The sequence below is a fragment of the Flavobacterium notoginsengisoli genome (assembly GCF_042686225.1).
GTDB classification, from domain to species: Bacteria; Bacteroidota; Bacteroidia; order Flavobacteriales; family Flavobacteriaceae; genus Flavobacterium; species Flavobacterium notoginsengisoli.
The window spans coordinates 26389-50679 of record NZ_JBHUOT010000009.1 but is presented as its reverse complement, the minus strand read 5'-3'; the positions used below and the strand labels follow the sequence as shown (position 1 = coordinate 50679).

The window sequence follows — 24291 nt, the reverse complement described above, 5'->3', positions numbered from 1 at the left end:
CTTTTCATTCTGTTAGTGTTTAATGAGTTTTACATTACATATTTAGAATAAAACAAAAATGAAATGAAAAGCATTGTAAGAATGTTTATGATGCTTAAAACAATTCTATAGGTTTTTCGGTTGTAGTTTTCAAAAATGAAATTCATCCAAAAACCTTGTTTTAGTGTTGGCGATGGCACAGTCCAATTCCAGTCGCGGATTAATCCATATTGATAGAGCAATAATACGCTCATTACGCCCAAGTACATCCTAAGCGGATGCCCATCAAAAAATTCTGAAAAAAAGAGTTTTAATTTGTCTGTAAATGCTAAAAAGGTTTCTCTCATAATTGAAAATTCATAATTTCTTATTTGTACTTCGAAATATTCTCATAAGCACGATAAATAAGGAAGTAAATAGTATGATAGATATGATAATCGTAAATGAATAACCAAACCTCAAAAAGCCATCAATAATAATATCAAACAGCCAATTTTGATTATTGCTTTCTATAACCAAATCTGAAATATAGGTTCCAAAATAAACACTGAAAGCAATGATTATCAGTGAACAAAAAAATACTAAAACAGGTTTTAAAGGGACAAAAAAACGAATGCTGTTAACTACAACATAAAATGAAATTAATACCAGCTCAATTAATATAAGAATGACGTTAAAAGTTGGTAATCCGTCTAAATTTTTTTCGTAGGAACAAAGGCTTACAAAGAGCATAAAAAGCAACAGGAAAAAATATTTATGCCTAGTGAGAAATTTTAACATGGTTGAAATGAATTAAAATGTCTTGCCGTTTTAGTTATTACAATGATTTTTACAACGGGCTTAACGATCTATTGTTATTTCTGTTTTTGAAAACAACTTTACCAAGTTAGTTCTACAAGTTGACCATATCCATGAGATAGCAGGAAATACAACTGCTTATCAGTAAGGTTAAAACAAAATATATGACCAGTTTATAATCTTTAATTTCTTTCTTTAAGAACATATCTAAAATTAATAGCATAACAAAAGAGGCAAACGCCGCTATAAATGCAAAAACCAAAGCGAAAACTTTATTGTAATCATTTTGCGAAAAAGGTTTTACCGGTCCTACATAAATTTTAGTAATTAATAAATTTAAAACTCCAACTAGTACAGCTATACCAAAACATTTTAAAAAAGAAATGTTCTTTTTGTTTTTCGCTGTTTTTTCTGTTTGATTTCCTTTTATTTCTTCCATACCTCTATATTTTTACCTGAGAGCAGAATTTCATAAACCTATAAAAAGGTTAGCAGAAAAAGAGTCCAAAAAGAACCTAATTGTATTAAAATAAGTTTTAATAATTGAAGTAGGCAAGTTTACTTATTAGATCTAAAAAAAAGGAATAACATCAGACCAATACAAGTCCAAATATCATCCCTTTTTAGTTTATTCTTTTGCAAGCAGAGTTTCTGCTTTTTCCAAAAACCTTAAATACCTATTTTGGCATTAATATTATGTTTTTCGGCGTATGCCTTTGCCTCATTCATCAATTTTGTAAACTTGGCATCTATGTCGTTTTGGGTTGAAGCGTCAAAATCGGCAATTGCTTTTTCAATTTGCTCAGGAGAGGCTTTTTCGTCTTTCATCTTCGCAATGGGCAGATAACCTTCTTTTTGTTTCGCGATTGCATAAGTAAACAAATCTTTTGATGCCTGAAGAAATTCTTTATTGTCATCGTCTTCGGCTATATCTTTAATAGTTTGAAATCTCGTTTCCAGATTGCTTATATCATACTTGAAAGCATCGTAATAAGAAGAAGCAATCATCTTTTTCTGGGCTTCATCATAAACTTGTGCTTCCGATTGTAGTTTTTCATTAATTTCTTTACTGCCAAAACGGGACAACAGGTTGGCATTTAACGCTGCAATTTCAAAGGTTTTTTCTGGCGAAAGGTTGTTGCAAGAGCTAGAAACGAGTGCTGTCGCGATTAATACTAAAAATAGAGTTGTGGTATTTAAGATTTTTTTCATTTTTTGAGTTCGTTTATAATTTACACTTTTAAGATTTTACTTTTTCATCATCAAATTCTTCCGAAGCTAAAATGCCGGAATTGAGAACTTCTTTCAAATCTAATCTTTGGTCTATTCAAAATAGGTCAAACTGTCTTTTGCATTATCGATAATGTTTTGCGGATATGCTGTATTTAAAGAAATACTTTTCATTACGTCCAGATATTTTTGATGTTCGGCATTATTGTCATCGTTTATCAGACGATGTAATAAGCCCAAAGTATATTCTGTTGGTTTACGTTCAATAGATTGTAAAAGCAGTTCTTCGTATCCGTTTTTATAATGATTTTCCATAAAACTGCCTAACGGGCCAGGCCCGCCATAATCTATATCGGGACTACGTTCAATAAGCTCAAAAATGGGTTCTATTGCGTTGAAATTATCTTCCATCGCTTCCAATTCGTCACGTATTTCGTAAGCAGGATCTATAAATTCATATTTATCTCCCGTTTCGTATGCTTTTTGAATGTATTGTTCAAGATTGGTAATGATTGTTTTAATTTGGGTTGTCATATTTTATTATTTTATTCTTAATTCAGTATTTTCAACTCTTGTGCTATTTCATTTCGCCATAGCTCCATATCTTCATATTTCTCGTTGTATTCGTCTATCGAAAGATTTCTTAATTTGAATAACGCTTCGGCTTTACTAAATCCTATTTTATTGGCTACCGACTGGAATTTTTCAATGCTAATTTCATCATCAATATGATCATCAAAATATTCAATCATGATGTCCATAAGCATTAATTCCCAATTATTTCCATAATCGATATAAATCTGATCACATTCCAGTTCAAATTTTATAATTTTTTGGGACTCATTATCATCAATAAGAACCCAAAAACTTTCTCCTGAACCGTAAATTGGAATAATTATTTTTCCATTTAGAATGGTATAGTTCAATATAGTTGGTAAATAAAAATAAGCTCCTTCTACATCTTGCACACGATAGGCTAGTTCTGGAATATTTCCTATGTTTTCTATAAATTCTTTTGGAAACCCAAAGTTCAAAAGCGCATTTTTACGGTTTTCTTTAGAAATAATTTGAGTCATAGAATGATTATTAGGTTTTTATTGCATTGAACTTGTCAGAAAATATAAAAGGATTATCCTTTCAGAATTTTACTTTTTTCCGCATCAAATTCCTCTGAAGTCAAAATTCCCGCATCCAAAAGTTCTTTCAAATCCAGTAAAGCCTTCTTTTTTGCTTCCATAGCATTTCCAGCATCCGCTTTTGGTTCTTCAGTTTTAGAAGTTTGAATTGGCGTGATAGTTGTTCCAGAAGGAGCATATTTCAAGATCAGTTCTGTAATTTCATTAAAACCTTTTACATTCGAATAATCAATTGCTTTTTGCTCTTTTACGTTTACAATAGAAGCATCGGCTTTATTATCCAGCAAATATTTAACCACATCTTTCTTTCCGTTAGCGGCACTGTAATGCAAAGGTGTATTTCCAGATTCGTCCTGAATATTGATATTGGCTCCGGCTTCAATAAGTAATTTAACCATGCTGAGGTTTCCTTTTTTGGTAGCCACATGAAGCAGGCTTTCTCCGCCATACGTATAACTGCTGTTCAATGTAAAACTGGATTCATTCGAAATATTAGAGGCGCTTACCACCCAATCCAAATAATCATTCATTGACGAAGTATCGCCAGCAACAGGTTTGCTGTAATTTACATCAATACCATTTTCTAAAAACAAGGCCACAATTTCCTTTTGATTATTCGCGCAGGCGTACCAAATTGGAGAATAACCGTTGTTGTTTGACGTAAATACATCGGCACCTCTTTCGACCAATAATTTGGCCAGCATTCGGTTGGTTTCATAACAGGCAATCAAAAGAGCGTTTTCGCCAGCATGATTGACATGATTCACATCGGCACCGTTGTCCAAAAGTAAAGTGACCATCGGGATCGATTTGGTATAACAAGCATAAAGCAATGGTGTGTTGCCTTGTTTGTCAGTCGTATTAATGTCAGCTCCTTTGTCTAAAAGCAGTTGAATAATTTCTCGGTTTAATCTTGCCGAAGCGAGTAATAATGGTGTTTCTCCGTTGTTGTTCAGAAGATTAACGTCAATTCCTGCTTCAAGCAACTTTGTTGCAATTTCGATTTGGGCAGTTTGTACCGTCAAGTGTAACAGGCTGTTACCGTTTTTATCGTTGATTTCAATTTTGGCTCCGTTATCCAAAAGATACAAAGCAGTTTGTTTTTGTTTTTGAAGACAAGCGAAAAACAAAGGTGTTTCTCCCGCATGATCTTCATAATCGATATCGGCACCGTCTTCAGCTAATATTTTTACAATATCGAGATAACCTCTGTGTGAGGCATAATGAAGAGCGGTTCTTCCTTTTTCGTCGGTATATTTTACATCTACTTCTTTGTTTTGAAGTAACAATTCAGCTATTTTTCGGTTGCCGTTTTCGCAGGCAATTATAAATGACATTGACATAGAATCTTCGTTTATATAATTATTTTTAAACACATAGAAACATAGTTCTTTGGTAACTTAAAAAAAGGCGTTTCACTTGCATAAATTCACATAGCTTTCTATGTGTGAGAAACTAGTTTCTTTCTAACTTCCTTTATTCACAAACAAAAATCTATGTTTCTATGTGTTTAAATTGTTTTTTATTTAAAACAGTGTATAAGTTTAGGCTTTCATTAAAAGCTCAACAGTTTTTATTTTCAAATTATCTCCCGAAGCAAGTGTAAGAGCCGTTTCATCGTTATCGTTTGTAATATCTTTATCGGCGCCATTTTCAAGAAGCAGTTTTACTTTTCTGTAAATTTCTTTGGCAGCTTCTGCGTCATAGTTTACATTGAAAGCACAGACTTTGTGTAAAATGGTATTTCCCTGATTATCCTGTTCGTTAACATCAATTGATCCGCTGTCTAATGCCGATTTTAGGATACCCGATTTCTTTTCAGCAATATAATCGATACCCGATTTTGGATTTCCGTAATAGGTAGCGCAGTGATTTAAGTCGGCACCATCTGATAATAATCTTTGTAATGAGTTTAAATCGTACTCAGAATCAGACATCATTCGAATAAATTCAGTCAGTAAAGTTCTTCCGTCTTTATTGATGCTGTTGAAATCAGCAGATGATGATTCGGCTAAAAGCTCGTACATCGGAATCGAAAATTGCTCGCCTACAGCATAATAAAACGAACTGTTTTCCTGATTGTCTTTTTCATTTGGATCAGCTCCATTTTCTAATAACATCGGAATGTATTCTTTTTTATGTCTTTTAATGGCATACATCAAAGGCGTTGTACCAACTACATTTTTCTCATTGATATCGACTCCGTTTTCAAGAAGGGTTTTAATATATGCTGTGCCTTTTTCAGCATTCAAAGAATAATTATTCACGATTTTATGAATCAGATTTTCTTGTGAATTGCTTTTGTAATTGGCATTACAGCCAAAATCTTCTATTAAGATTTTAATGACTTCCGGAACGGCTTCTTTCTCGATGCAGTATCCCAACAAAGTTTGATCGCTGATTTCGTCATTCACATTATCGACTTTTGACATGATTTCTTTGAAGAAAGAAAGAGATTCATCATCATTTTTGATATTTCTGGAAAGAGGATTGAATATCGATTTGTCAAAACTGTCCAGTTCGTAGATGTCAGTTTCAATAAAACCGGCTTTAATCAATCTTTCAATGAAATCAATTTCTTTGGCTTCAATAATTTTGGCTGTGATTTGAGAAAAATTATTTTGAAGATATTGTCCATTAAAATTTTCTCCGTTATTTAGGCATTCTCTGGCCTCGTCAAATTTTCCCTGAAAAAGGAAATTTTCAATCTGGTTTGTCTGCATTTGAAATATATTTAAAAATGATGATAAATTTTTGATAGCAATTTGCTTGTAATTATTGACTTCACAAATGATGCTGTAAGATAAAACATAAAATTCGTAAATATATTTCAGGATAAAAATTAAAAATGACTGTTTAAGTCGTAAAACTAACAGAATAGGGTTTTTTGGAAAATTTTAAAACAAATTCTGATAGATAGAATAGCAAAACTGCCTTATTTCCATTTCCAGTTAAGTTCGTTTTTATAGTCAATATTATAGTCAATGCAGACTTTTTTAAAGTACTCTTTTAGTGTTTCAACATTGGTAATCTGCGCTTTTGGATATATCAAAAAATCTCCCACTTTTAGCTTTATAAAAAAGTATTCGGCAGTTTCAGCCACATATTCAAAATTGCTGATATTGTATTTGGTTTCGACTTTAGGGTTTTTGATCTCGATAAATGCATCAGTAAAACAGATTTCGAACGTTTGACCAAGACGGTTTTTAAATGTTTCGGTTTTAATTAGTTTAGAAAAATGCTTTTTGTAATAATAGGCCAGATATTTAGGGAAAAAGATAAAAACGATTGATCCCAGTATTATAAAACAAACTGAAATAAGAGGACTGAGCTGTATAAACAACGCACTTAACAGAGCAATAATACTTATAAAAACTAAACGGCTTTTTGTTCTTGATTTATTTAATGATTCCGATTTAGAAGCATGGTATAAAAGAAGGTCTAATGCTACTTTGTTATGAAACGTTAGCCTGATATTTTCCATTTTTATGTTTTTGAATTAGTTTTTTGAATTCCTGTTTTTTCCGCTTTCTCAGATTTTGGACAAATCTCCTTGGTTTTGTTTTTTATTCTTTATTGGACTTTTTGTGTTTATCGTTACAAGCAAGATGACACGCATTAGCAGAAGGAAAAAGACTTCAGCTTTCCCAGGCTAAATGGTCCAAACTGCCTTTTTCATTAGTTTTTACTGCAATTATCTGATCTGTCAACTCTTTAGAAACAGTATAATCAAAGACAGCAAAATAAGAGGCATTGTATTTTCCGTCAGGATATAATCCCACTCTTACCAGATGTAGCTTATCCATAAACTGTTTTTCTTTATCACCGTTCAGGTCTATATTTAGTTCTACTAAAAAATCGTCTCCGTATCCCTCAACATGTTCTGTTACAAATCCTCTTACGGTGTCTCCGTCTTTGGCTGTGTAATCGTCATTAATAAATTGCTTGTTTTGTTGATCATAATTTTCGATGTTTTCGAGAAAGCTTTTAATAACATCCATTAGACTTTTGTCAATGGCCGTTTTATCAAAATTAATGTCAATACTAATTTCTTTTCCTTTCAATTTAATGATGGTACTGTAATATTCATTCAGATTCTCTGGATCTATCAGTCCAAAATGTGGTAATAAATAATTGCTCATTTGTTTTCTTTTTTTATTCTTTTTTGGTGTTTATGTTTATGAATAAAAGCAAGATGCTTGAACCAGCGGGGTTTATTTTTTTATGATAAATTGCTCTAAATCATTAATCATTTTTATACTAATTTCTGATGGCTTACCAGTTGTATTCCATTTTAACAATTCAGCGACAATCTCTATTCGTTTCATGGCATTTAAGGCTAATACTTTTAATTCTGCATCAACTTCTCCTGTAATTTTGATTTGTGCAAAAGCTGTCGCATAGGTTACCATATCACTTTGTGTGAGATTCATTTCATCTGTTTTTACTAACTGTTCTATGCTTTCATGAGAAATATCTTCGGCGGGCAGATACGTCATATCCCAGTACTCTTCAATCAGTTTTTTAGGAAAAGAAGTAAAGTTGAAGGTTTTGTTTTTACGCAAATCTTCAGCTATTTGAGCCAAAGTATCAGAGCCTTCATCGCTTCCAAAAGGAGCTTCTTCGTCGCCACAGTCATAATAAAATTCACTCGTAAAATGGGCACGAAATTTTGGATGAGAGGTTAATTGATGAAGTCCAATTTCTTCATCATCAAAATAGTAATGATTATTAGAATCAAATTCCGGATAAGGTTTGTAGCCTTTTTTCTTTTTAGAATCAATCAGTTTCTTAACCTCTTTTTGACATTCTTCTGTGCTGTCAAATTCTTTAATCTGATATTTTCCAGTTGTTCCGGTTTTGCCATAATTCACTGCAAATGCAGATTCATCATGTTCAATTCGCCAGAATTTATCACTTTTCTCGTCATGGTATCGATAAGCTTCCATAAGTTTTTCAGTTTGTTGATTATTATTTTAATGAATTTTGATTGAGTCGAGAATTAATCTGGATTTTCAAAAAATATAATTGTAAGATAAAACACAAAAAGTGATAAATATATCTCAGAATTAAAATTAAAATTGTCTTTTTATGTTTTAAAACTGACAGAATAGGTTTTTTTGGAGCTCTTTCTGGAATATTTACTTGGGCGTATATTCATAATAGTTCTCACAATTCTCTTTTACTAAAATTTTACAACAGAAAATATATGCTAAATTATTGTAGTGTTAGCTGTGAAATGGTTATGCATTTAAAAACAGCATTTTCTTCGAATTCTAAAATTAATCGTTTATATATTATGGATTTTCACGTGTCAGGATTTTTTTTAGCAATTTTATTCTTGCATCTCCAAGTGGGAAAAAATCTTCAGAAAGTTCATATACTTGCACAGACCAAAAGTTTTCTTCATTGTCTAGTGCAGGTTTATCAATATCACTAAAGTTGCTTTGTAATGCTTTGACACAATTTTCTAAAGAATTATCACTAATTTCTTTAGAAATTCTTTTTGTGACCCAGTTTATAAAAAGATTATTGAAGCATATGAATTTATTGATGTCGGAATTACAAAATGTAGTTTCTGATGATTCTGTATAACCGGGCAATTTTCTAATTGTCCCATCTTCTCTGTCCATTGCATAGTACCCACCAAGATCATGCCCAAAAACCACAAAAAAATTGTTTTCTATTTGAATGGAGTAAAGCTCATTTAAGTAAAACTGAAGTGCATTGTTGTTATAAGGAGATAACAATTTGATTTTGCTAAAAAGATTTGCAATAAGTGGATGTTGTTGTATTACAGTCGTTGTAAGTATTACAAATTTAGTTTTAATTTCATTAACGATTGAGTCCATATTTTTCTCTAAACTTTTCTAAGTCATTAATCATATTTTATCTTATCTATTTTCCTAAATGCTGTAGAATTTTTCAATTATTTCATTTAATATTTGATACGAAATAATGATTGCAAAATCCCAAGTCTCATCATCATTGCCTATCATTATTATAACATTTTCTCTTTCAATAGTCCAATACGCACTTGCATTTGCTGATTTTCCAACTTTAATTGTTTTTCTATCTGCCCAATTTGTTTTGAATAAATCTTGAAGTAAGTCAATTTCAAAATTCCATCCATGAATATTTAATTCCCAAGATTTGCTTTGCAATTTTAGAGAAAAGTTTTTGGCATCTTTATCAATTGAAAAATACAAATCTTCCATTTTTAACGGATTTAATTTATTGCAAAAAGTGCAAAATAGTATTAAAAGTTGTTCTAAATGAACATAATAAGACACAAAAAAGAAAGAATAAGTCTTTTGTTTGATTTGTTTTTTAAAGCAGAAAAGAATAGTAAAAGCATAGAATTTTTAAAATGTTATTTTTTTTAATCAAAGCATTTTTTTATTTAACAACCCTTTAGAATTAATCTATAAATAGCCAAATAAAAAAAATACTATCTTTACCGATCAAACGTTTATGAACTTAAGCTGCATTCTGGCAGCACTACATATATAATTATGGCATGTACAAGTTGTTCAACCTCAGATGGTGGCGCACCAAAAGGTTGTAAAAATAATGGGACTTGCGGTACCGATAGCTGCAATAAATTGACGGTTTTTGACTGGCTTTCGAACATGAGTCCGTCTAATGGAGAGGCGATTTTTGATTGTGTTGAGGTTCGTTTTAAAAACGGACGTAAGGAATTTTTTAGAAATTCAGAGAAATTAACTTTAAGTATTGGCGATATTGTAGCAACTGTTGCATCGCCAGGACATGATATTGGAATTGTTACTTTGACAGGAGAATTGGTTAAAATTCAAATGAAGAAAAAAGGAGTTAATCCGGATAGTAATGAAGTTCCAAAAATTTACAGAAAAGCATCTCAAAAAGATATTGATATCTGGTCTGTAGCCCGCGACCGTGAAGAGCCAATGAAGGTTCGTGCACGTGAATTGGCGATTCAGCATAAATTAGAAATGAAAATTTCGGATATCGAATTTCAGGGAGACGGATCTAAAGCAACATTTTACTACACCGCAAATGATCGTGTCGATTTTAGAATGCTGATTAAAGATTTTGCCAAAGAATTCAGTACCAGAGTAGAGATGAAACAAGTTGGTTTCCGTCAGGAAGCAGCTCGTTTAGGCGGTGTTGGTTCTTGCGGACGTGAACTTTGCTGTTCAACCTGGTTAACAGATTTCAGAAGTGTGAATACTTCTGCAGCACGTTATCAGCAGTTATCATTAAATCCGCAGAAATTAGCTGGTCAATGTGGAAAATTAAAATGCTGTCTAAACTACGAGTTAGATACTTACATGGACGCGCTGAAAGATTTTCCAGATTACGATACTAAATTAGTAACTGAAAAAGGAGATGCAGTATGCCAAAAACAAGATATTTTTAAAGGTTTGATGTGGTTTGCCTACACAAACAACTTCGCCAACTGGCACGTTTTAAAAATTGATCAGGTAAAAGAAATTATTGCAGAAAATAAGCAGAAGAACAAAGTTTCGTCTTTAGAAGATTTTGCTTTAGAAGTCGTTGCAGAACCTGAAAAAGATTTCAATAATGCAATGGGACAAGAGAGTTTAACTCGTTTTGACCAGCCAAAAAGAAAGAAAAAACCAAACCGCAAACGCAAACAAAATGCGGAAACGGCGGGCGTTGCAACTCCGGTAAAACCACAGCAGGAAAAAAACACGAATAATAATCCTAAACCTGCAGGAAATAACAATCCGAATGGGAATCCGAATAAGCAGAATAAGCCTAATAATCCGAACAAGCAAAATCATAAGAACAAGCAAAATCCGAACAAACAAAATAATTCGAACAAGCAGAATTCAAATGAAAACAAATCTGCTGAGCCTAGAAAACCAATAACGAATACTAAAAATGAGAATAAAAAATAGCGGAATTCTTCTTTTGGCAGCTATTCTTCTTTTTTCTTGTGATAAAAAGAGGGTATTTGATGAATATAAATCTGTCGGAAGTGCCTGGCATAAAGACAGTGTTGTAAGCTTTAATCTGCCGGTTTTAGATTCTACAAAAAAATACAATTTGTTTGTTAACATACGAGACAACAACAATTATCCGTTTAATAATTTATTTTTAATTGTTGCTATCGAAACGCCAAGCGGATTTACAAAAGTGGATACTTTAGAATACCAAATGGCTGCTCCGGATGGAACTTTGCTAGGAAACGGTTTTACAGATATTAAAGAAAGTAAACTGTATTACAAAGAAGATGTCAAGTTTAAAGGAAAATATCAAGTCCATATTAAACAAGCAGTTAGACAATCAGGAAAAATTCCTGGTGTTGAAGCTTTAGAAGGAATTACAGACGTTGGTTTTAGAATAGAACAAAAAGATTAGAAAAATAGGTATGGCTACTAAAAAAAACAATCAATCCAAAAGCGTTAAGGATATTAATTATTACAAAAAGAAATTCTGGAGAGTTTTTGCTTACTCTATGTTAGGGGTTTTAGCTTTCTTTTTATTTGCCTCCTGGGGTTTATTTGGATCTATGCCTTCTTTTGAAGATTTAGAAAATCCAGATTCAAACCTTGCCACAGAAATTATTTCTTCTGATGGAGTAGTGCTGGGTAAATATTTCAAAACCAACAGATCTCAACTTAAATATTCTGATTTACCTAAGAATTTAGTAGAAGCACTTGTAGCGACGGAAGATGCACGTTTTTACGAACATTCAGGAATTGACGGACGCGGTACTTTAAGAGCTGTTTTTAGTTTAGGAACAAATGGTGGAGCAAGTACATTAACGCAACAGCTTGCCAAACAGTTGTTTCACGGAGAAGGATCTAAATTTTTACCTTTCAGAATTGTACAAAAAATTAAAGAATGGATTATCGCCATTCGTCTTGAAAGACAATATACAAAGAATGAAATCCTGGCGATGTACTGCAACGTTTACGATTTTGGAAATTATTCTGTTGGAGTAAGTTCGGCAGCTCAGACTTATTTTTCTAAAGAACCAAAAGATTTGACTGTTGATGAATCGGCCATTTTGGTTGGAATGTTCAAGAATTCAGGATTATACAATCCAGTTCGCAATCCGCAGGGAGTAAAAAACCGTCGTAATGTGGTTTTATCTCAAATGGCAAAAGCCAAAATGATTTCGGAATCAGAAAAAGAAAGACTTCAGGCGCTTCCAATTACTTTGAAATTTAAGTTAGAAAGCCACCGTGAAGGTATAGCAACCTATTTTAGAGAATATCTTCGCGATTACATGAAGAAATGGGTGGCAGAAAACAAAAAACCTGACGGATCTGATTATGATATTTATAAAGACGGACTTAAAATCTACACTACAATAGATTCCAGAATGCAATCTTATGCAGAGGAAGCTGTTGCAGCCCACATGAAAAATCTTCAGGAACAGTTTTTTAGTGAACAGAAAACCAATAAAAATGCTCCTTTCGTAAACATCACACAGGCAGAAACAGAACGAATCATGATGCAGGCAATGAAAAATTCTGTTCGTTGGGCGCAAATGAAAGAAATGGACAAAAGTGAAGAGGATATTATTGCTTCATTCAAAGTGAAAACAAAAATGCGTGTCTTTACCTGGAAAGGAGAAAGAGATACTACTATGACGCCGCTGGATTCTATTCGTTATTACAAACACTTTCTACAATCCGGTTTAATGTCGATGGAACCACAGACAGGAGCAATTAAAGCTTGGGTTGGTGGAATCAATTACAAATATTTCCAATACGATCACGTTGGGCAAGGTGCAAGACAGGTAGGTTCTACTTTTAAGCCTTTCGTTTACGCAACTGCGATCGAAGAATTGAATATGTCTCCGTGTGATTCTATTTTGGACGGTCCGTTTATGATTCACAAAGGGCGCCACCACGTAACAGAAGATTGGGAGCCAAGAAACTCTGATTACAGATACCGTGGAATGGTAACTTTAAAACAAGCTTTGGCGGCTTCAATCAATACCGTTTCTGCTAAATTAATTGACAGAACAAGTCCGGAAGCAGTCGTAGAATTGACTAAAAAATTAGGAGTTAAAACAGAAATTCCGGTTCAGCCTTCTATTGCATTAGGTGCAGTAGATATCACAGTGGAAGACATGGTTGCGGCATACAGCACATTTGCAAACCAGGGAGTTTATGTAAAACCACAGTTTTTAAGCAGAATTGAGAACAAAAGTGGAGAGGTTATTTATGAACCAATTCCGGAGTCTCATGACGTTTTAAATAAAGATATAGCTTTTGCCGTAATCAAATTACTTCAGGGAGTTACCGAAAGTGGTTCTGGTGTACGTTTGCGTACGCAAGGTGGCGGAAGTGGGGATAATCGCTGGACAGGTTATCCATATATGTTTACGAACCCTATTGCGGGTAAAACCGGTACAACACAAAATCAATCTGATGGTTGGTTTATGGGAATGGTGCCAAATTTGGTAACCGGAGTTTGGGTTGGATGCGAAGATCGTTCAGCACGTTTTAAAAGTTTGACTTACGGACAAGGGGCAACTGCTGCTTTACCTGTTTGGGGTTATTATATGAAAAAATGCTACGCCGATAAAGATCTTCAAATTTCAAAATCTGAATTTGAGCGCCCGGCAAACCTTTCTATAAAGGTAGATTGTTATTCAAGACCTGCAATTGTAAAAGACACTACAGCGACAGAACAAAATACAGATGAATTTGAATTGTAATAATGTTGCAATAAAACATATCTAATTCTATATCATCCCTTTACTGCTCTTTTTATAAAGAATAGTAAAGGGATTTTTATTTAGCTTTTATTTTTACGAAATCGTTATAATTTAATCTAAAAATCTTATTTTTATCAAAAATATACAGTAATAAAGACAGTTTGTTATGATAACAAAAAAAGTAAATAATGTTCAGGATGCTATTAACGGAATTGAAAGTGGTATGACCATTATGTTCGGAGGTTTCGGATTATGTGGTATCCCTGAGAATACCATTGCGGCTTTGGTAAACACATCCATTTCAGATTTGACTTGTATTTCCAACAATGCAGGAGTTGATGATTTTGGTTTGGGATTGTTGCTGCAGAAAAAGCAGATCAGAAAAATGATTTCTTCTTATGTGGGAGAAAATGCTGAATTCGAACGTCAGATGCTTTCAGGAGAATTAGAAGTTGAATTGACTCCACAAGGAACTTTAGCAGAGCGCTGTCGTGCGGCGCAGGCAGGAATTCCAGCTTTCTTTACGCCGGCAGGTTATGGAACAGAAGTGGCTGAAGGAAAAGAAGCGCGCGAATTCAACGGAAAAATGCATATCATGGAAGAAGCTTTTAAAGCCGATTTTGCCATAGTAAAAGCCTGGAAAGGCGATGAAGCGGGAAATTTAATTTTCAAAGGAACAGCCAGAAACTTTAATGCCTGTATGGCCGGAGCAGGAAAAATTACTATTGCTGAAGTGGAAGAGTTAGTTCCAGTGGGCTCTTTAGATCCAAATCAAATTCATATTCCCGGAATCATGGTTCAAAGAATCTTTCAGGGAGAAAAATTCGAGAAGCGAATTGAACAACGCACAGTGAGAGTTAGAAATTAGATAATGAGAAAATGAGACAATTAGATAATTTCAAAACGCAACGTGAAAAATTATCTAATTATCAAATTGACTAATTGACACATTAAAAAGTATGTTAACAAAAGAAGATATAGCAAAACGAATTGCAAAAGAAGTAAAAGACCGATATTTTGTAAATCTGGGTATTGGAATTCCGACCTTGGTGGCTAATTATGTCCGAGAAGATATTGCGGTAGAATTTCAAAGTGAAAACGGCGTTTTGGGAATGGGACCTTTTCCGTTTGAAGGAGAAGAAGATGCCGATATTATAAATGCAGGAAAGCAAACCATTACAACACTTCCGGGAGCCAGTTTCTTTGATTCGGCTTTTAGTTTTGGAATGATCCGAAGCCAGAAAGTAGACTTGACAATTCTTGGGGCAATGGAAGTTTCTGAAAACGGAGATATTGCCAACTGGAAAATTCCGGGTAAAATGGTGAAAGGAATGGGCGGTGCAATGGATCTTGTAGCTTCTGCTGAAAATATCATCGTTGCCATGATGCATGTAAACAAAGCAGGGGAGTCCAAAATCTTAAAAAGATGCACTTTGCCATTAACAGGTGTAGGATGCGTTAAAAAGGTTGTAACCGAGCTTGCAGTTCTCGAAGTAACAGAAAAAGGTTTTAAGCTCTTAGAACGAGCGCCAGGCATCTCAGTTGAGCACATCATCGCCTCAACCGAAGCCGATTTGATCATTGAAGGAGAAATTCCCGAGATGTCGATTTAGGAAAAATTGCCACAAAGTCACAAAGACTCAAAGTAAATTTTTCAAGCAAAAAAAGAAAACCGCCCAATAAGGCGGTTTTATCTTTTAAAAAAAGCTTTGTGACTTAGTGCCTTTGTGGCAAAAAAAATTATAAATTAAATGAAGCCCCTAAACTAAAAGTAGCCTGATTATTCAAATGATAAAATGGATCATTGTTTGAGCCATATTTTGCAATTGGAAATCCGATTTCTGTGAAAACACCAAATCCGTCAGTAAAGAAGTAACGACCACCAACATGACCACCAAAATTATGTAAACCTAAACTTAATCCAGGATAAATGTCTAATTGTTCTACGCCAATTACGCTGGATAAGTTAGCATTGATTCTTGCTTTAGCATCAAAACGATCTCCGAAATCTGGATCTGCATTACTATAAGAAACAGTACTTCCATGGTAGAAACCATTAAAATTATCAACACCTAATAAATAGTTAGCTACAAAACCAAAAGAGAAATTTTCTCCTAAACCAAAATCAATAGATCCCTGAATTCCGGAACCACCATCTTGCAGATTAGCACCAACGTTTACTCTAGTGTCACCTTTACCAGTGAAGGCTTTTTGTGCATTAATAAATCCGAATGAAACTAAGAACAAGAGTGTAATAACCTTTTTCATAAAATTTTAAATATTAATTATTTGAGAGCAAAAATAAATTTTAAATAAATTAATTCCTACCCTTTTCGTTAAAATACAATTCGTTTAATGGCTCGCTTTGCCAGTATTCTTTGGTATCTATGTCTAAAATAGTCAACGGACCTCTAAAAGCAGCACCTGTATCAACATTCCAAACGCACGCTTTATTGACAGGAATCGTTTTTCCGATTCTTGTAACCGGAGTATGACCGATGTAAACTTCATTATAAACGGTAAATCTCTTCGGATAGTTTACATCATCTTCTTTTAATTTTGGGTCAAGAGAAAGAGCAGTTTCCCAAAGTGTTCTGTCCCAGTAAAAAAGCTTAGAAAAATATTCCCATTTTACCCCGTTTAAATTGGTAAAACCAGCGTGAACGAACAAACGGTTTTGAGCATCAAGGTAATAATCCTGAAGGTTTTCCAGAAATTCAATATGTGTTCGTTTTTTGTCTGCCGAAATTTTAGCGTAACCTTCAACAGTAGCTTTTCCGCCATGTTTGTACCACATTTCTTCGTCAAAATCATCATGTCTGTTTTCTAACCAGTCAAGCGCAAGTTGATCGTGATTTCCTCTGATGCAGATACAGTTTTGTTTGCTTTTTAAAGCTATCAAGTAGTCGATTACTTCAACAGACTGACTCCAGCCGTCAACATAATCGCCCAAAAAAATTAGAGTATCTTCAGTGGTAACTTTGGCTCTTTCAATCACTTGTTCAAGCGCAAGTAATCCGCCGTGAATGTCACCTATAACAAATGTTCGCATTATTTAATTTTTCGAGTAGAAGAACAAAAATAAAAAGAATAATTGGTTTGCACTCATTGAATTTACATTCTTTAAAAATTGATATGATTTATAACTATTTACAGCGTTTTTTTATTGTTTTTCCTCTGTAAATTTGCAACATGTCTGAAACACGAACATATCGCAAAATTATTCACATCGATATGGATGCTTTTTACGCGTCTGTAGAGCAGATGGATAATCCGGAATTGCGAGGGAAACCCGTTGCTGTTGGTGGTTCGGAGAATAGAGGAGTAGTTTCAGCGGCAAGTTATGAAGCTCGAAAGTTTGGTGTTCGAAGTGCGATCAGTGGAGTTTTGGCTAAGAAGTATTGCCCGGAGATTATTTTTGTACGACCAAGATTTGACCGTTACAAAGAGATTTCGTCAAAGATCCATAAAATTTTTCATGAATATACTGATTTGGTTGAACCTCTTTCGCTTGACGAAGCCTATTTGGATGTAACTCAGAACAAAAAAGGAAATCCGAGCGCGAGTCTGCTTGCTCAGGAAATTAGAACAAGAATTTTTAATGAAGTGGGATTAACGGCTTCTGCAGGGATTTCAATTAATAAATTTGTGGCTAAAATTGCCAGTGATTACAACAAACCCAACGGACAGAAAACAGTAAATCCGGATGAAGTTGAGGCTTTTTTGGAAGAATTACCCATTCGTAAGTTTTACGGAGTTGGGAAGGTGACAACTGAGAAAATGTATCAGCTTGGTATTTTTACAGGAACCGATTTGAAAAGCAAATCATTAGAATTTTTGGAAAAACACTTCGGAAAATCGGGAGCTTTCTATTACAGTGTAGTTCGCGGGATTCATAATAGTGAAGTAAAATCATCCCGAATTACGAAATCAGTGGCAGCTGAACATACTTTTGATGTCAATCTTTCTTCAGAAATTTTTATGATGGAACAATTAGAAAGAATCGCTGTTTCATTGGAAAAACGGTTGAAAAGGCATAACATTTCGGGAAAGACTATAACATTGAAAATTAAATACAGCGATTTTTCACAGCAAACAAGAAGCAAAACCCTGCCGTATTTTATTTCGGATAAAAGCCTGATTGTGGAGAATGTAGAAGAATTGTTATATCAGGAAAAAATGAAAGATTCGGTGCGACTACTTGGAATTTCTTTGAGTAACCTGAATACAGAAGTAAAAAAGGCCGTGGTAGTACAATTAAAATTTACGTTTTAGTACTATTTTTAACACAGAAATTACAAAAAACTGTAAAAACTAATGAGGTTTTTGATTTATCTTTGAGAAAAGATTTGTTGATGATCTAAACAAGATTAATATGAAAAATATGGACTCTGACGATTTTTTACAGCGAAATACAGTTCCAATTTTATCTTGGGATTTTCATTATGAATATGTTAATGAATTGAAAGCTTTAACTGTTGATCTGGAAAAAGTAGATAAAATTTCAAATCAGTTTATCTGGGATGAAAAAAAACTCAATATCCGTGAAAGAATCAAAGAAGAAGTCGTTCTGATTACTGATTTGGATTTGAGGATAGTTTTTGCGTCAAGCGGAATAAAAAAGATGACAGGTTATAAAGAAGAAGAAATTTTAGGAAAAACACCAAAGATGTTTCAGGGACCTGCCACTTCAAAAAAGACATTGAAAGAAATCAGAGAAGCTCTGAAAAAGAAAGCTCCTTTTGAAAAAACACTCGAAAACTATAGAAAAAACGGAAAAACATACAAATGCAAAATTGATGCTTCGCCGATTTATAACCTAAAAGGAGAAGTTTCTCATTTCATAGCTTTTGAAAAACAGGATTTAAGTGCTTGATTTGCCACTAAGACGCTAAGTTTTATTTAATATAGAAATAAAGAAACCGCTCCAAAGAGCGGTTTTTGTTTATAAAAACTTTGTGTCTTAGTGCCTTTGTGGCAAAAAATTATAGATTGGCAAAGAAATCATTTCCTTTATCATCTGTAATAATGAATGCAGGGAAATCTTTCACAGTGATTTTACGAACCGCTTCCATTCCTAATTCTTCAAAATCAACCACTTCAACTTTAAGAATGTTATCTTGAGCCAAAATAGCAGCAGGACCTCCAATAGAGCCTAAATAGAATCCGCCGTATTTGTTGCAGGCATCTGTAACTTGTTTGGTACGGTTTCCTTTTGCCAGCATAATCATGCTTCCGCCATTCTTTTGGAATTCATCTACATACACGTCCATACGGCCGGCAGTTGTTGGTCCAAAACTTCCAGAGGCCATTCCGTCCGGAGTTTTAGCAGGACCAGCATAATAAACCGGGTGATTTTTGAAATACTCAGGCATTGGTTTTCCAGCGTCTAATAATTCTTTGATTTTGGCGTGAGCAATATCTCGGGCAACAATTACAGTTCCGTTTAATTTCAAACGTGTTTTAACTGGATATTGAGACAATTTTGCTAAAATATCTGCCATTGGCTGATCTAAATCAATTTCTACAGGAGCTTCTAAATGCGGCGCTGTTTCTGGTAAAAATTGTTTCGGATTTACCTCTAATTGCTCAACGAAGATTCCGTCTTTGGTGATTTTTCCTTTGATATTTCTATCAGCAGAACAAGAAACACCTAATCCAACAGGACAAGAAGCCGCGTGACGTGGTAAACGAATTACACGAACGTCATGTGTGAAATATTTTCCACCAAATTGCGCTCCGATAGCACTTTCCTGACAGATTTTTTGAACTCTTTCTTCCCATTCGTGATCACGAAAGGCCTGACCAGCCATGTTTCCAGTAGTCGGAAGATGATCATAATATCCTGCAGAAGCTTTTTTAACAGCGCTTAAGTTTGCTTCAGCAGAAGTTCCACCGATTACTAGAGCTAAGTGATAGGGTGGGCAAGCAGAAGTTCCTAAATCTTTGATTTTGGTGCGAATGAATTCATCTAATGATTTTTCATTCAGCAAAGATTTTGTTTGTTGGTATAAGTATGTTTTGTTAGCAGATCCTCCGCCTTTTGCCATAAACAAAAAGTCGTAAGAAGTTCCTTTTTTAGCATAAATATCAATTTGCGCTGGAAGATTCGAACCGGAATTTTTTTCTTCAAACATCGAAATCGGAACAATCTGCGAATAACGTAAGTTTCTTTTTTGGTATGTATTAAAAATTCCTCTGCTTAGCCATTCAGCATCATCAACACCAGTAAAGATGCTTTCCCCTTTTTTAGCCATTACAATAGCTGTTCCGGTATCCTGACAACTCGGTAACTGACCTTCGGCTGCTACTGAAGCATTTTGAAGTAAATTGTAAGCAACAAAACGATCGTTGTCTGTAGCTTCTGGATCGTCTAGAATTTTTCTTAGTTTTTGCAAATGTGTCGTTCGCAACATAAACGAAACATCAGTTAAAGCTTCTTCAGCCAATAATTCTAAACCTTTTGGATCAACCGTTAAAACTTCACGTTCTCCAAATTGCTCCACTTTTACAAAATCTGAGGTGATTTTGCGATACTGCGTATCATCCTTTAAGATCGGATAAGGATCCTGGTATATAAAATCAATCATTGCTTTGTTTTTTTTACAAATTTAGAAATTATTTACCTAAGAAAGAATTTGAATAAGGCCTTCTAGACAGTTTTATTCGGCACTGTTAAATTGATCAAAAGTCATCTTTTTTTGAAAGTATGCTTTGTCTTTTGCCGATAATAATTTTTTGCTCCATTGATTTCCTTTTAATTCAAAACCAATTGAATCTGAGTGTGTAAGAACTCCCATGTCCATGTTGTCATCTTCATCTGCCGGAACAAATGCAACAGTTTTGCAATAAAAAGATTTTGGATCAGAATCATTAGAAGGGTTTACAATTTCCAGCCAATTACCCCAACCGCTGTCTGACATTGTATTCCATTGATGAACAAGTTGTAAAGAATTATTTTTGAAATAATACAAATAATTTTCATGTACATAACCACAGGCAGGATATCCAAAACCTAGCTGTATGAAAGGAGAATTTTTATGAGAAGTATTGGTCAAGCCAATTGAACCTCCCCATTCTGATCCTTTTTCATAATTTTTGATGACCACTTTAGAAGAAATCAATTTGTTCTTGTTTTGATAAAAATCCAATCTGAACTTTGAAGTCATTATGCTGTCCTGATCGGCCTTTAGATCGACAAGATTGGCTAAAACATGTGTAATTGAACTATTTTTATCTTCAGAAAGATAAATAGTATCCGTTCGAAGAGAACGTTCATCAGCAGTATCATCATTTGTAATCATGGCAATTTCTTGCGGCACGGGTAATTCTGTAACGGCTTCTGAATTAGTAGGTTTGTTTTGACATCCGATTAAAAGTAGTAAGAAAAAGAAAATTGGGGTTTTCATGGTATTATTTTAGATTTTCAAAAATAAATTTTTCATCGTATTGGATGCTAAATTTATTCAGAAAATTTAAATATTCCTCATTAAAGCTTTGTTTTTTGTGATGCTCTTTTTGATTTTGAATGAGATTGGTTCAAATTAAAAAAACCAAGTCGCCACAAAAATTGCCGTAATCACACAAATCAAATCTACCAAAAGCATTGTGCCCAGAGCATAACGTGTATTTTTGATGTTTACAGATCCAAAATAAACCGCAATTACATAAAACGTGCTTTCGGCACTGCACTGGAAAATACTGCTCAATCTAGCTGTTAAAGAATCGGCACCAAAGGTATTCATCGAATCAATTAAGAATCCACGAGAGCCTGCAGAGCTAAATGGACGAAGCATCGCAACTGGCAAAGCATTGGTAATTTCTTTGCTTACACCCATACTGGAGAACACAAATCCGATACCGTCACTGATAATTTCAAATAAACCGCTGTTTCTGAATAAGGAGATCGCAACTAACATTCCTAAAACGTAAGGGAAAATCGTAACTCCTGTTTTAACACCATTGTTTGCTCCCACAACAAAAGTGTCAAAAACGGTTGTATTGGCATCTTTGAATTTTTGTTCGTGTCTGAAAGAAAAAATCAACGTGAAAATGATAATAGTTAATAATATTAATCCTGAAAGATTAGAAGTGAAATAGTTTTTACCAATTAAATCCAAATGATTTACGTACATCAGTAAGCCAACTATGGCAGCAATTAAACCCATTAAACCAATAAGAAGTGAAGCACTTTTGAAATTGATTTTTTGTTTGATACCCACAATTAAGAAAGCAGCAATAGTTCCAATAAACGATGTAATGATGCATGGAAGCATTACATCGGCAGGATTGCTGGCATTTGCAGCCGCGCGATATCCAATAATCGAAGTCGCGATTAAAGTTAATCCGGAAGCATGAAGACACATGAACATAATCTGAGCATCGCTGGCTTTGTCTTTATCCGGGTTTATTTCCTGTAAACTTTCCATAGCTTTAAGTCCAAATGGAGTCGCAGCCGAATCCAATCCCAAGAAATTGGCAGCAAAGTTTAAGGTCATGTACGATATCGAAGGGTGATTTTTAGGAATGCTAGGAAAAACTTTTACAAAAACCGGACTTAAAGCTTTTGCCAGATTTCCAGATGCTCCAGAAATAATTAAAAGTTCCATTAATCCACAGAAAAAGGCTAGGTAAGCAATAAGTGGTAAGATCAAATCGACTAAAGTACTTTTACAAGTTGGCAATAAACCATCAGATTTCTGAAGTCCGCTGAAAATTTTTACGGTTTTGTTTTTGTAAACATAAGTCGTGTCGGCATTTAGCGTATCACGATTAACAATCATGGTTTGATCAGGTGCTTTTGTAATGCTGTCTTTGATAAAAGCAGGAAGTTCTTCGATGTACTTTTCAGAAACTAAAATAGGGTCGTCTTTCTTTCCATTTAAAACAGAATCAATAGTATATGTATTGGCAGTAAATAAACTGGCTACAATAAAAATAATCGAAGAAATAAAAATAACTAACCAAAATCTGCTCAATACCATAATTCTAATTTTTTGTAAATGTAATTATTTAGCAATAATAAGCATAAATATTTTGTTTAATGAACGGTATGAAATGTTATGAATTGTATAAATGTTTATGCATTTATATTTTTAAGTCATTTCAAAATCTTTATATGTCACTCCGCTGGAGTTTTTGATACGGGGAAAATTGCATTTGCTATAAATATTTCGCTCTTCCAGAGCTGTTTTTAATTTTAGAAACTTTCAATAAATTTTAATATTAGAAGCAGATGAAAAAGCTCTGGAAGAGCGAAATATTTATAGATTTGAAAATAGCACAAAGTTAAAAGAGCTCCAGCGGAGCGAAATGTAATGTTATTCAATCACAATTTTAGTTCCCATATAATTTTCAAAAGCTTTAATTCCTTCAAACAAAACTTGTTTTTTAGAACTTTCGGTCTCATTAAAAAACTCCGTTTCAATTTTGATGTGATCTTTTTTAATGGTTCTTTTCCATATTCCAATTACTTTTCCATTTTCTAAAATGATCGGTTTAAAGATGCCATTATTGGTAAAAGTTTTAGATTGATGATTTCCAGAAAAGGAAACTTCACGTGTTTTGTATGCAATTAAAATCTCATCGAATGCCGGAAGAAATTGAACGCTTTCGCGAAAGGGATTCTCTTCTTTATGATTTTTTCCGAACCAAAATATCTGATTATCAATAGTGATACGGTTTAAATGCAACTCAATTGCATCAATAGCTGACTTGCAAATTGTTGGAGAAAAACCAGACCACCAAGAGAAATCGAGCAAAGTTGCCGGGCCGTGGCTCTCGAAATAACGTTGGGCAAGTTTGGCTAAACCTTCTTCTTTGGTCAATTTTGTTTTTGGTTTTTCGACGCGCTCTTCAAGTAATGCATAAGTGATTTGTTTTCCTTTCATTCTTCCATTGCAGACCAATCCGTCTAATTCTGCATTCATCATTACAATAACAGGGGATAAATCGCCAGCTTTTTTTTGAATGTTAAGTTCCTTCATGATTTCTTCTCGGGTCAAGTGGTTATTTCCCGATAAAAGTTTTTCTATAGCCGCATTGACTTGACCAAATTTCTTTTGATCAAAACCATGTTGTTTGGCCATTGTAGCAAAGAGGCGTTTTACTTGTGGCGCGGAAAGTTCCAGCATCCAATAAATATCATCGGCAGCAACAAAATGCCAGGTTGGGCGGAGTATATGAGTTCTGATGATTTTTCCAGAATTGACAGCTTCTTCGATTTCTTTTTCAGAAGCATCACATCGTGATCCAATCGCCCATTTTGCCATCGCATAATCCTGCGCCTGCATGGCCCCAAAATGTTTTACAACTTCTTGAGGAGAGCATTGAGTCGTTTTAAACAACTTTTGAGCGGTCATACGATGATGTGAAATTTCAGAATGAATCATATTCAAAATTATTTTAAACCTTGTAAGTTATATGAGTTCATGTAAAAAACTTTGTCTCTTTGCAACTTTG

At 34.1% G+C, this 24291-nt stretch carries 25 protein-coding genes and 1 pseudogene; 7 read left to right on the top strand and 19 right to left on the bottom strand.

Going from position 1 to position 24291, the window contains the following annotated elements; genetic code table 11:
- Positions 1-29: 29 nt before the first annotated feature.
- The 12 genes from ACFS3A_RS19080 to ACFS3A_RS19025 all read right to left on the bottom strand — a co-directional run bounded on the left by ACFS3A_RS19080 (position 30) and on the right by ACFS3A_RS19025 (position 9361).
- Complete coding sequence (locus ACFS3A_RS19080) at positions 30-326, bottom strand: immunity 17 family protein (RefSeq protein WP_379827157.1); 297 nt, start codon at positions 324-326, stop codon at positions 30-32.
- Between the two features lie 545 nt (positions 327-871).
- A complete protein-coding gene (locus ACFS3A_RS19075) occupies positions 872-1216 on the bottom strand; it encodes a hypothetical protein (protein WP_379827156.1) in 345 nt (114 codons plus the stop codon).
- Between the two features lie 230 nt (positions 1217-1446).
- Positions 1447-1989 (bottom strand): hypothetical protein, encoded by a 543-nt coding sequence (locus tag ACFS3A_RS19070; protein ID WP_379827155.1) that lies wholly within the window; start codon positions 1987-1989, stop codon positions 1447-1449.
- 111 nt (positions 1990-2100) lie between these two features.
- The gene (locus tag ACFS3A_RS19065) at positions 2101-2541 is read right to left on the bottom strand and encodes a hypothetical protein (protein WP_179003031.1); all 441 of its coding nucleotides are present in this window, start codon (positions 2539-2541) and stop codon (positions 2101-2103) included.
- A 17-nt stretch (positions 2542-2558) separates the two neighbouring features.
- Positions 2559-3083, bottom strand: a complete 525-nt coding sequence (locus ACFS3A_RS19060) for a hypothetical protein (RefSeq protein ID WP_379827154.1) — start codon at positions 3081-3083, stop codon at positions 2559-2561.
- A 53-nt stretch (positions 3084-3136) separates the two neighbouring features.
- Positions 3137-4486 carry an ankyrin repeat domain-containing protein gene (locus ACFS3A_RS19055; protein ID WP_379827153.1) on the bottom strand — a complete coding sequence of 450 codons (1350 nt, stop codon included), beginning with the start codon at positions 4484-4486 and terminating at the stop codon, positions 3137-3139.
- A gap of 201 nt (positions 4487-4687) precedes the next feature.
- On the bottom strand, positions 4688-5866 hold the full coding sequence (locus ACFS3A_RS19050; RefSeq protein ID WP_379827152.1) for an ankyrin repeat domain-containing protein: 1179 nt from the start codon (positions 5864-5866) through the stop codon (positions 4688-4690).
- Positions 5867-6078: 212 nt separating this feature from the next.
- Positions 6079-6627 (bottom strand): YcxB family protein, encoded by a 549-nt coding sequence (locus ACFS3A_RS19045; protein WP_379827151.1) that lies wholly within the window; start codon positions 6625-6627, stop codon positions 6079-6081.
- A gap of 154 nt (positions 6628-6781) precedes the next feature.
- Positions 6782-7285, bottom strand: a complete 504-nt coding sequence (locus ACFS3A_RS19040; RefSeq protein WP_379827150.1) for a DUF2004 domain-containing protein — start codon at positions 7283-7285, stop codon at positions 6782-6784.
- A 72-nt stretch (positions 7286-7357) separates the two neighbouring features.
- Positions 7358-8092: a WGR domain-containing protein gene (locus tag ACFS3A_RS19035; protein ID WP_379827149.1), complete on the bottom strand. Its 735-nt coding sequence runs from the start codon at positions 8090-8092 to the stop codon at positions 7358-7360.
- 348 nt (positions 8093-8440) lie between these two features.
- Positions 8441-8995, bottom strand: coding sequence for an SUKH-4 family immunity protein (locus ACFS3A_RS19030; RefSeq protein ID WP_379827148.1), 555 nt, complete (start codon positions 8993-8995; stop codon positions 8441-8443).
- 54 nt (positions 8996-9049) lie between these two features.
- On the bottom strand, positions 9050-9361 hold the full coding sequence (locus tag ACFS3A_RS19025; protein ID WP_379827147.1) for a hypothetical protein: 312 nt from the start codon (positions 9359-9361) through the stop codon (positions 9050-9052).
- Positions 9362-9658: 297 nt separating this feature from the next.
- On the opposite strand from ACFS3A_RS19025, the gene ACFS3A_RS19020 reads away from it, so the two are divergent.
- From ACFS3A_RS19020 to ACFS3A_RS19000, 5 genes are all read left to right on the top strand, one after another.
- Complete coding sequence (locus ACFS3A_RS19020; RefSeq protein ID WP_379827146.1) at positions 9659-11050, top strand: PSP1 domain-containing protein; 1392 nt, start codon at positions 9659-9661, stop codon at positions 11048-11050.
- The gene (locus tag ACFS3A_RS19015) at positions 11034-11513 is read left to right on the top strand and encodes a gliding motility lipoprotein GldH (protein ID WP_379827145.1); all 480 of its coding nucleotides are present in this window, start codon (positions 11034-11036) and stop codon (positions 11511-11513) included. The genes ACFS3A_RS19020 and ACFS3A_RS19015 overlap by 17 nt, the downstream gene beginning before the upstream one ends.
- Before the next feature lie 10 nt (positions 11514-11523).
- Positions 11524-13830: a penicillin-binding protein 1A gene (locus ACFS3A_RS19010; RefSeq protein WP_379827144.1), complete on the top strand. Its 2307-nt coding sequence runs from the start codon at positions 11524-11526 to the stop codon at positions 13828-13830.
- A 166-nt stretch (positions 13831-13996) separates the two neighbouring features.
- Positions 13997-14698 (top strand): CoA transferase subunit A, encoded by a 702-nt coding sequence (locus ACFS3A_RS19005; protein ID WP_379827143.1) that lies wholly within the window; start codon positions 13997-13999, stop codon positions 14696-14698.
- A 91-nt stretch (positions 14699-14789) separates the two neighbouring features.
- Positions 14790-15443: a CoA transferase subunit B gene (locus ACFS3A_RS19000; protein ID WP_179003022.1), complete on the top strand. Its 654-nt coding sequence runs from the start codon at positions 14790-14792 to the stop codon at positions 15441-15443.
- 127 nt (positions 15444-15570) lie between these two features.
- Here the strand turns inward: ACFS3A_RS19000 and ACFS3A_RS18995 are convergent, their stop codons facing one another.
- The gene (locus tag ACFS3A_RS18995) at positions 15571-16098 is read right to left on the bottom strand and encodes a DUF6646 family protein (protein WP_379827142.1); all 528 of its coding nucleotides are present in this window, start codon (positions 16096-16098) and stop codon (positions 15571-15573) included.
- 49 nt (positions 16099-16147) lie between these two features.
- Entirely contained in the window at positions 16148-16882 is a 735-nt protein-coding gene (locus ACFS3A_RS18990) for a metallophosphoesterase family protein (RefSeq protein WP_379827141.1), read from the bottom strand.
- Between the two features lie 140 nt (positions 16883-17022).
- On the opposite strand from ACFS3A_RS18990, the gene dinB reads away from it, so the two are divergent.
- Together dinB and ACFS3A_RS18980 are read left to right on the top strand one after the other, a co-directional pair.
- Positions 17023-18105 carry a DNA polymerase IV gene (gene dinB, locus ACFS3A_RS18985; protein ID WP_379827140.1) on the top strand — a complete coding sequence of 361 codons (1083 nt, stop codon included), beginning with the start codon at positions 17023-17025 and terminating at the stop codon, positions 18103-18105.
- Positions 18106-18205: 100 nt separating this feature from the next.
- On the top strand, positions 18206-18706 hold the full coding sequence (locus tag ACFS3A_RS18980) for a PAS domain-containing protein (protein ID WP_379827138.1): 501 nt from the start codon (positions 18206-18208) through the stop codon (positions 18704-18706).
- A gap of 109 nt (positions 18707-18815) precedes the next feature.
- On the opposite strand, the gene ACFS3A_RS18975 is transcribed toward ACFS3A_RS18980, so the two are convergent.
- From ACFS3A_RS18975 to ACFS3A_RS18960, 5 genes and pseudogenes are all read right to left on the bottom strand, one after another.
- Positions 18816-20420: a fumarate hydratase gene (locus ACFS3A_RS18975; RefSeq protein ID WP_379827137.1), complete on the bottom strand. Its 1605-nt coding sequence runs from the start codon at positions 20418-20420 to the stop codon at positions 18816-18818.
- A gap of 72 nt (positions 20421-20492) precedes the next feature.
- On the bottom strand, positions 20493-21239 hold the full coding sequence (locus ACFS3A_RS18970) for a hypothetical protein (RefSeq protein ID WP_379827136.1): 747 nt from the start codon (positions 21237-21239) through the stop codon (positions 20493-20495).
- Positions 21240-21243: 4 nt separating this feature from the next.
- A pseudogene (locus tag ACFS3A_RS26760) lies at positions 21244-21360 on the bottom strand (IS200/IS605 family transposase); the annotation flags it as partial.
- Between the two features lie 14 nt (positions 21361-21374).
- Positions 21375-22814 carry a nucleoside recognition domain-containing protein gene (locus tag ACFS3A_RS18965; protein ID WP_379827135.1) on the bottom strand — a complete coding sequence of 480 codons (1440 nt, stop codon included), beginning with the start codon at positions 22812-22814 and terminating at the stop codon, positions 21375-21377.
- Between the two features lie 336 nt (positions 22815-23150).
- Positions 23151-24221, bottom strand: a complete 1071-nt coding sequence (locus ACFS3A_RS18960) for a winged helix DNA-binding domain-containing protein (RefSeq protein ID WP_379827134.1) — start codon at positions 24219-24221, stop codon at positions 23151-23153.
- Between the last annotated feature and the right edge of the window lie 70 nt (positions 24222-24291).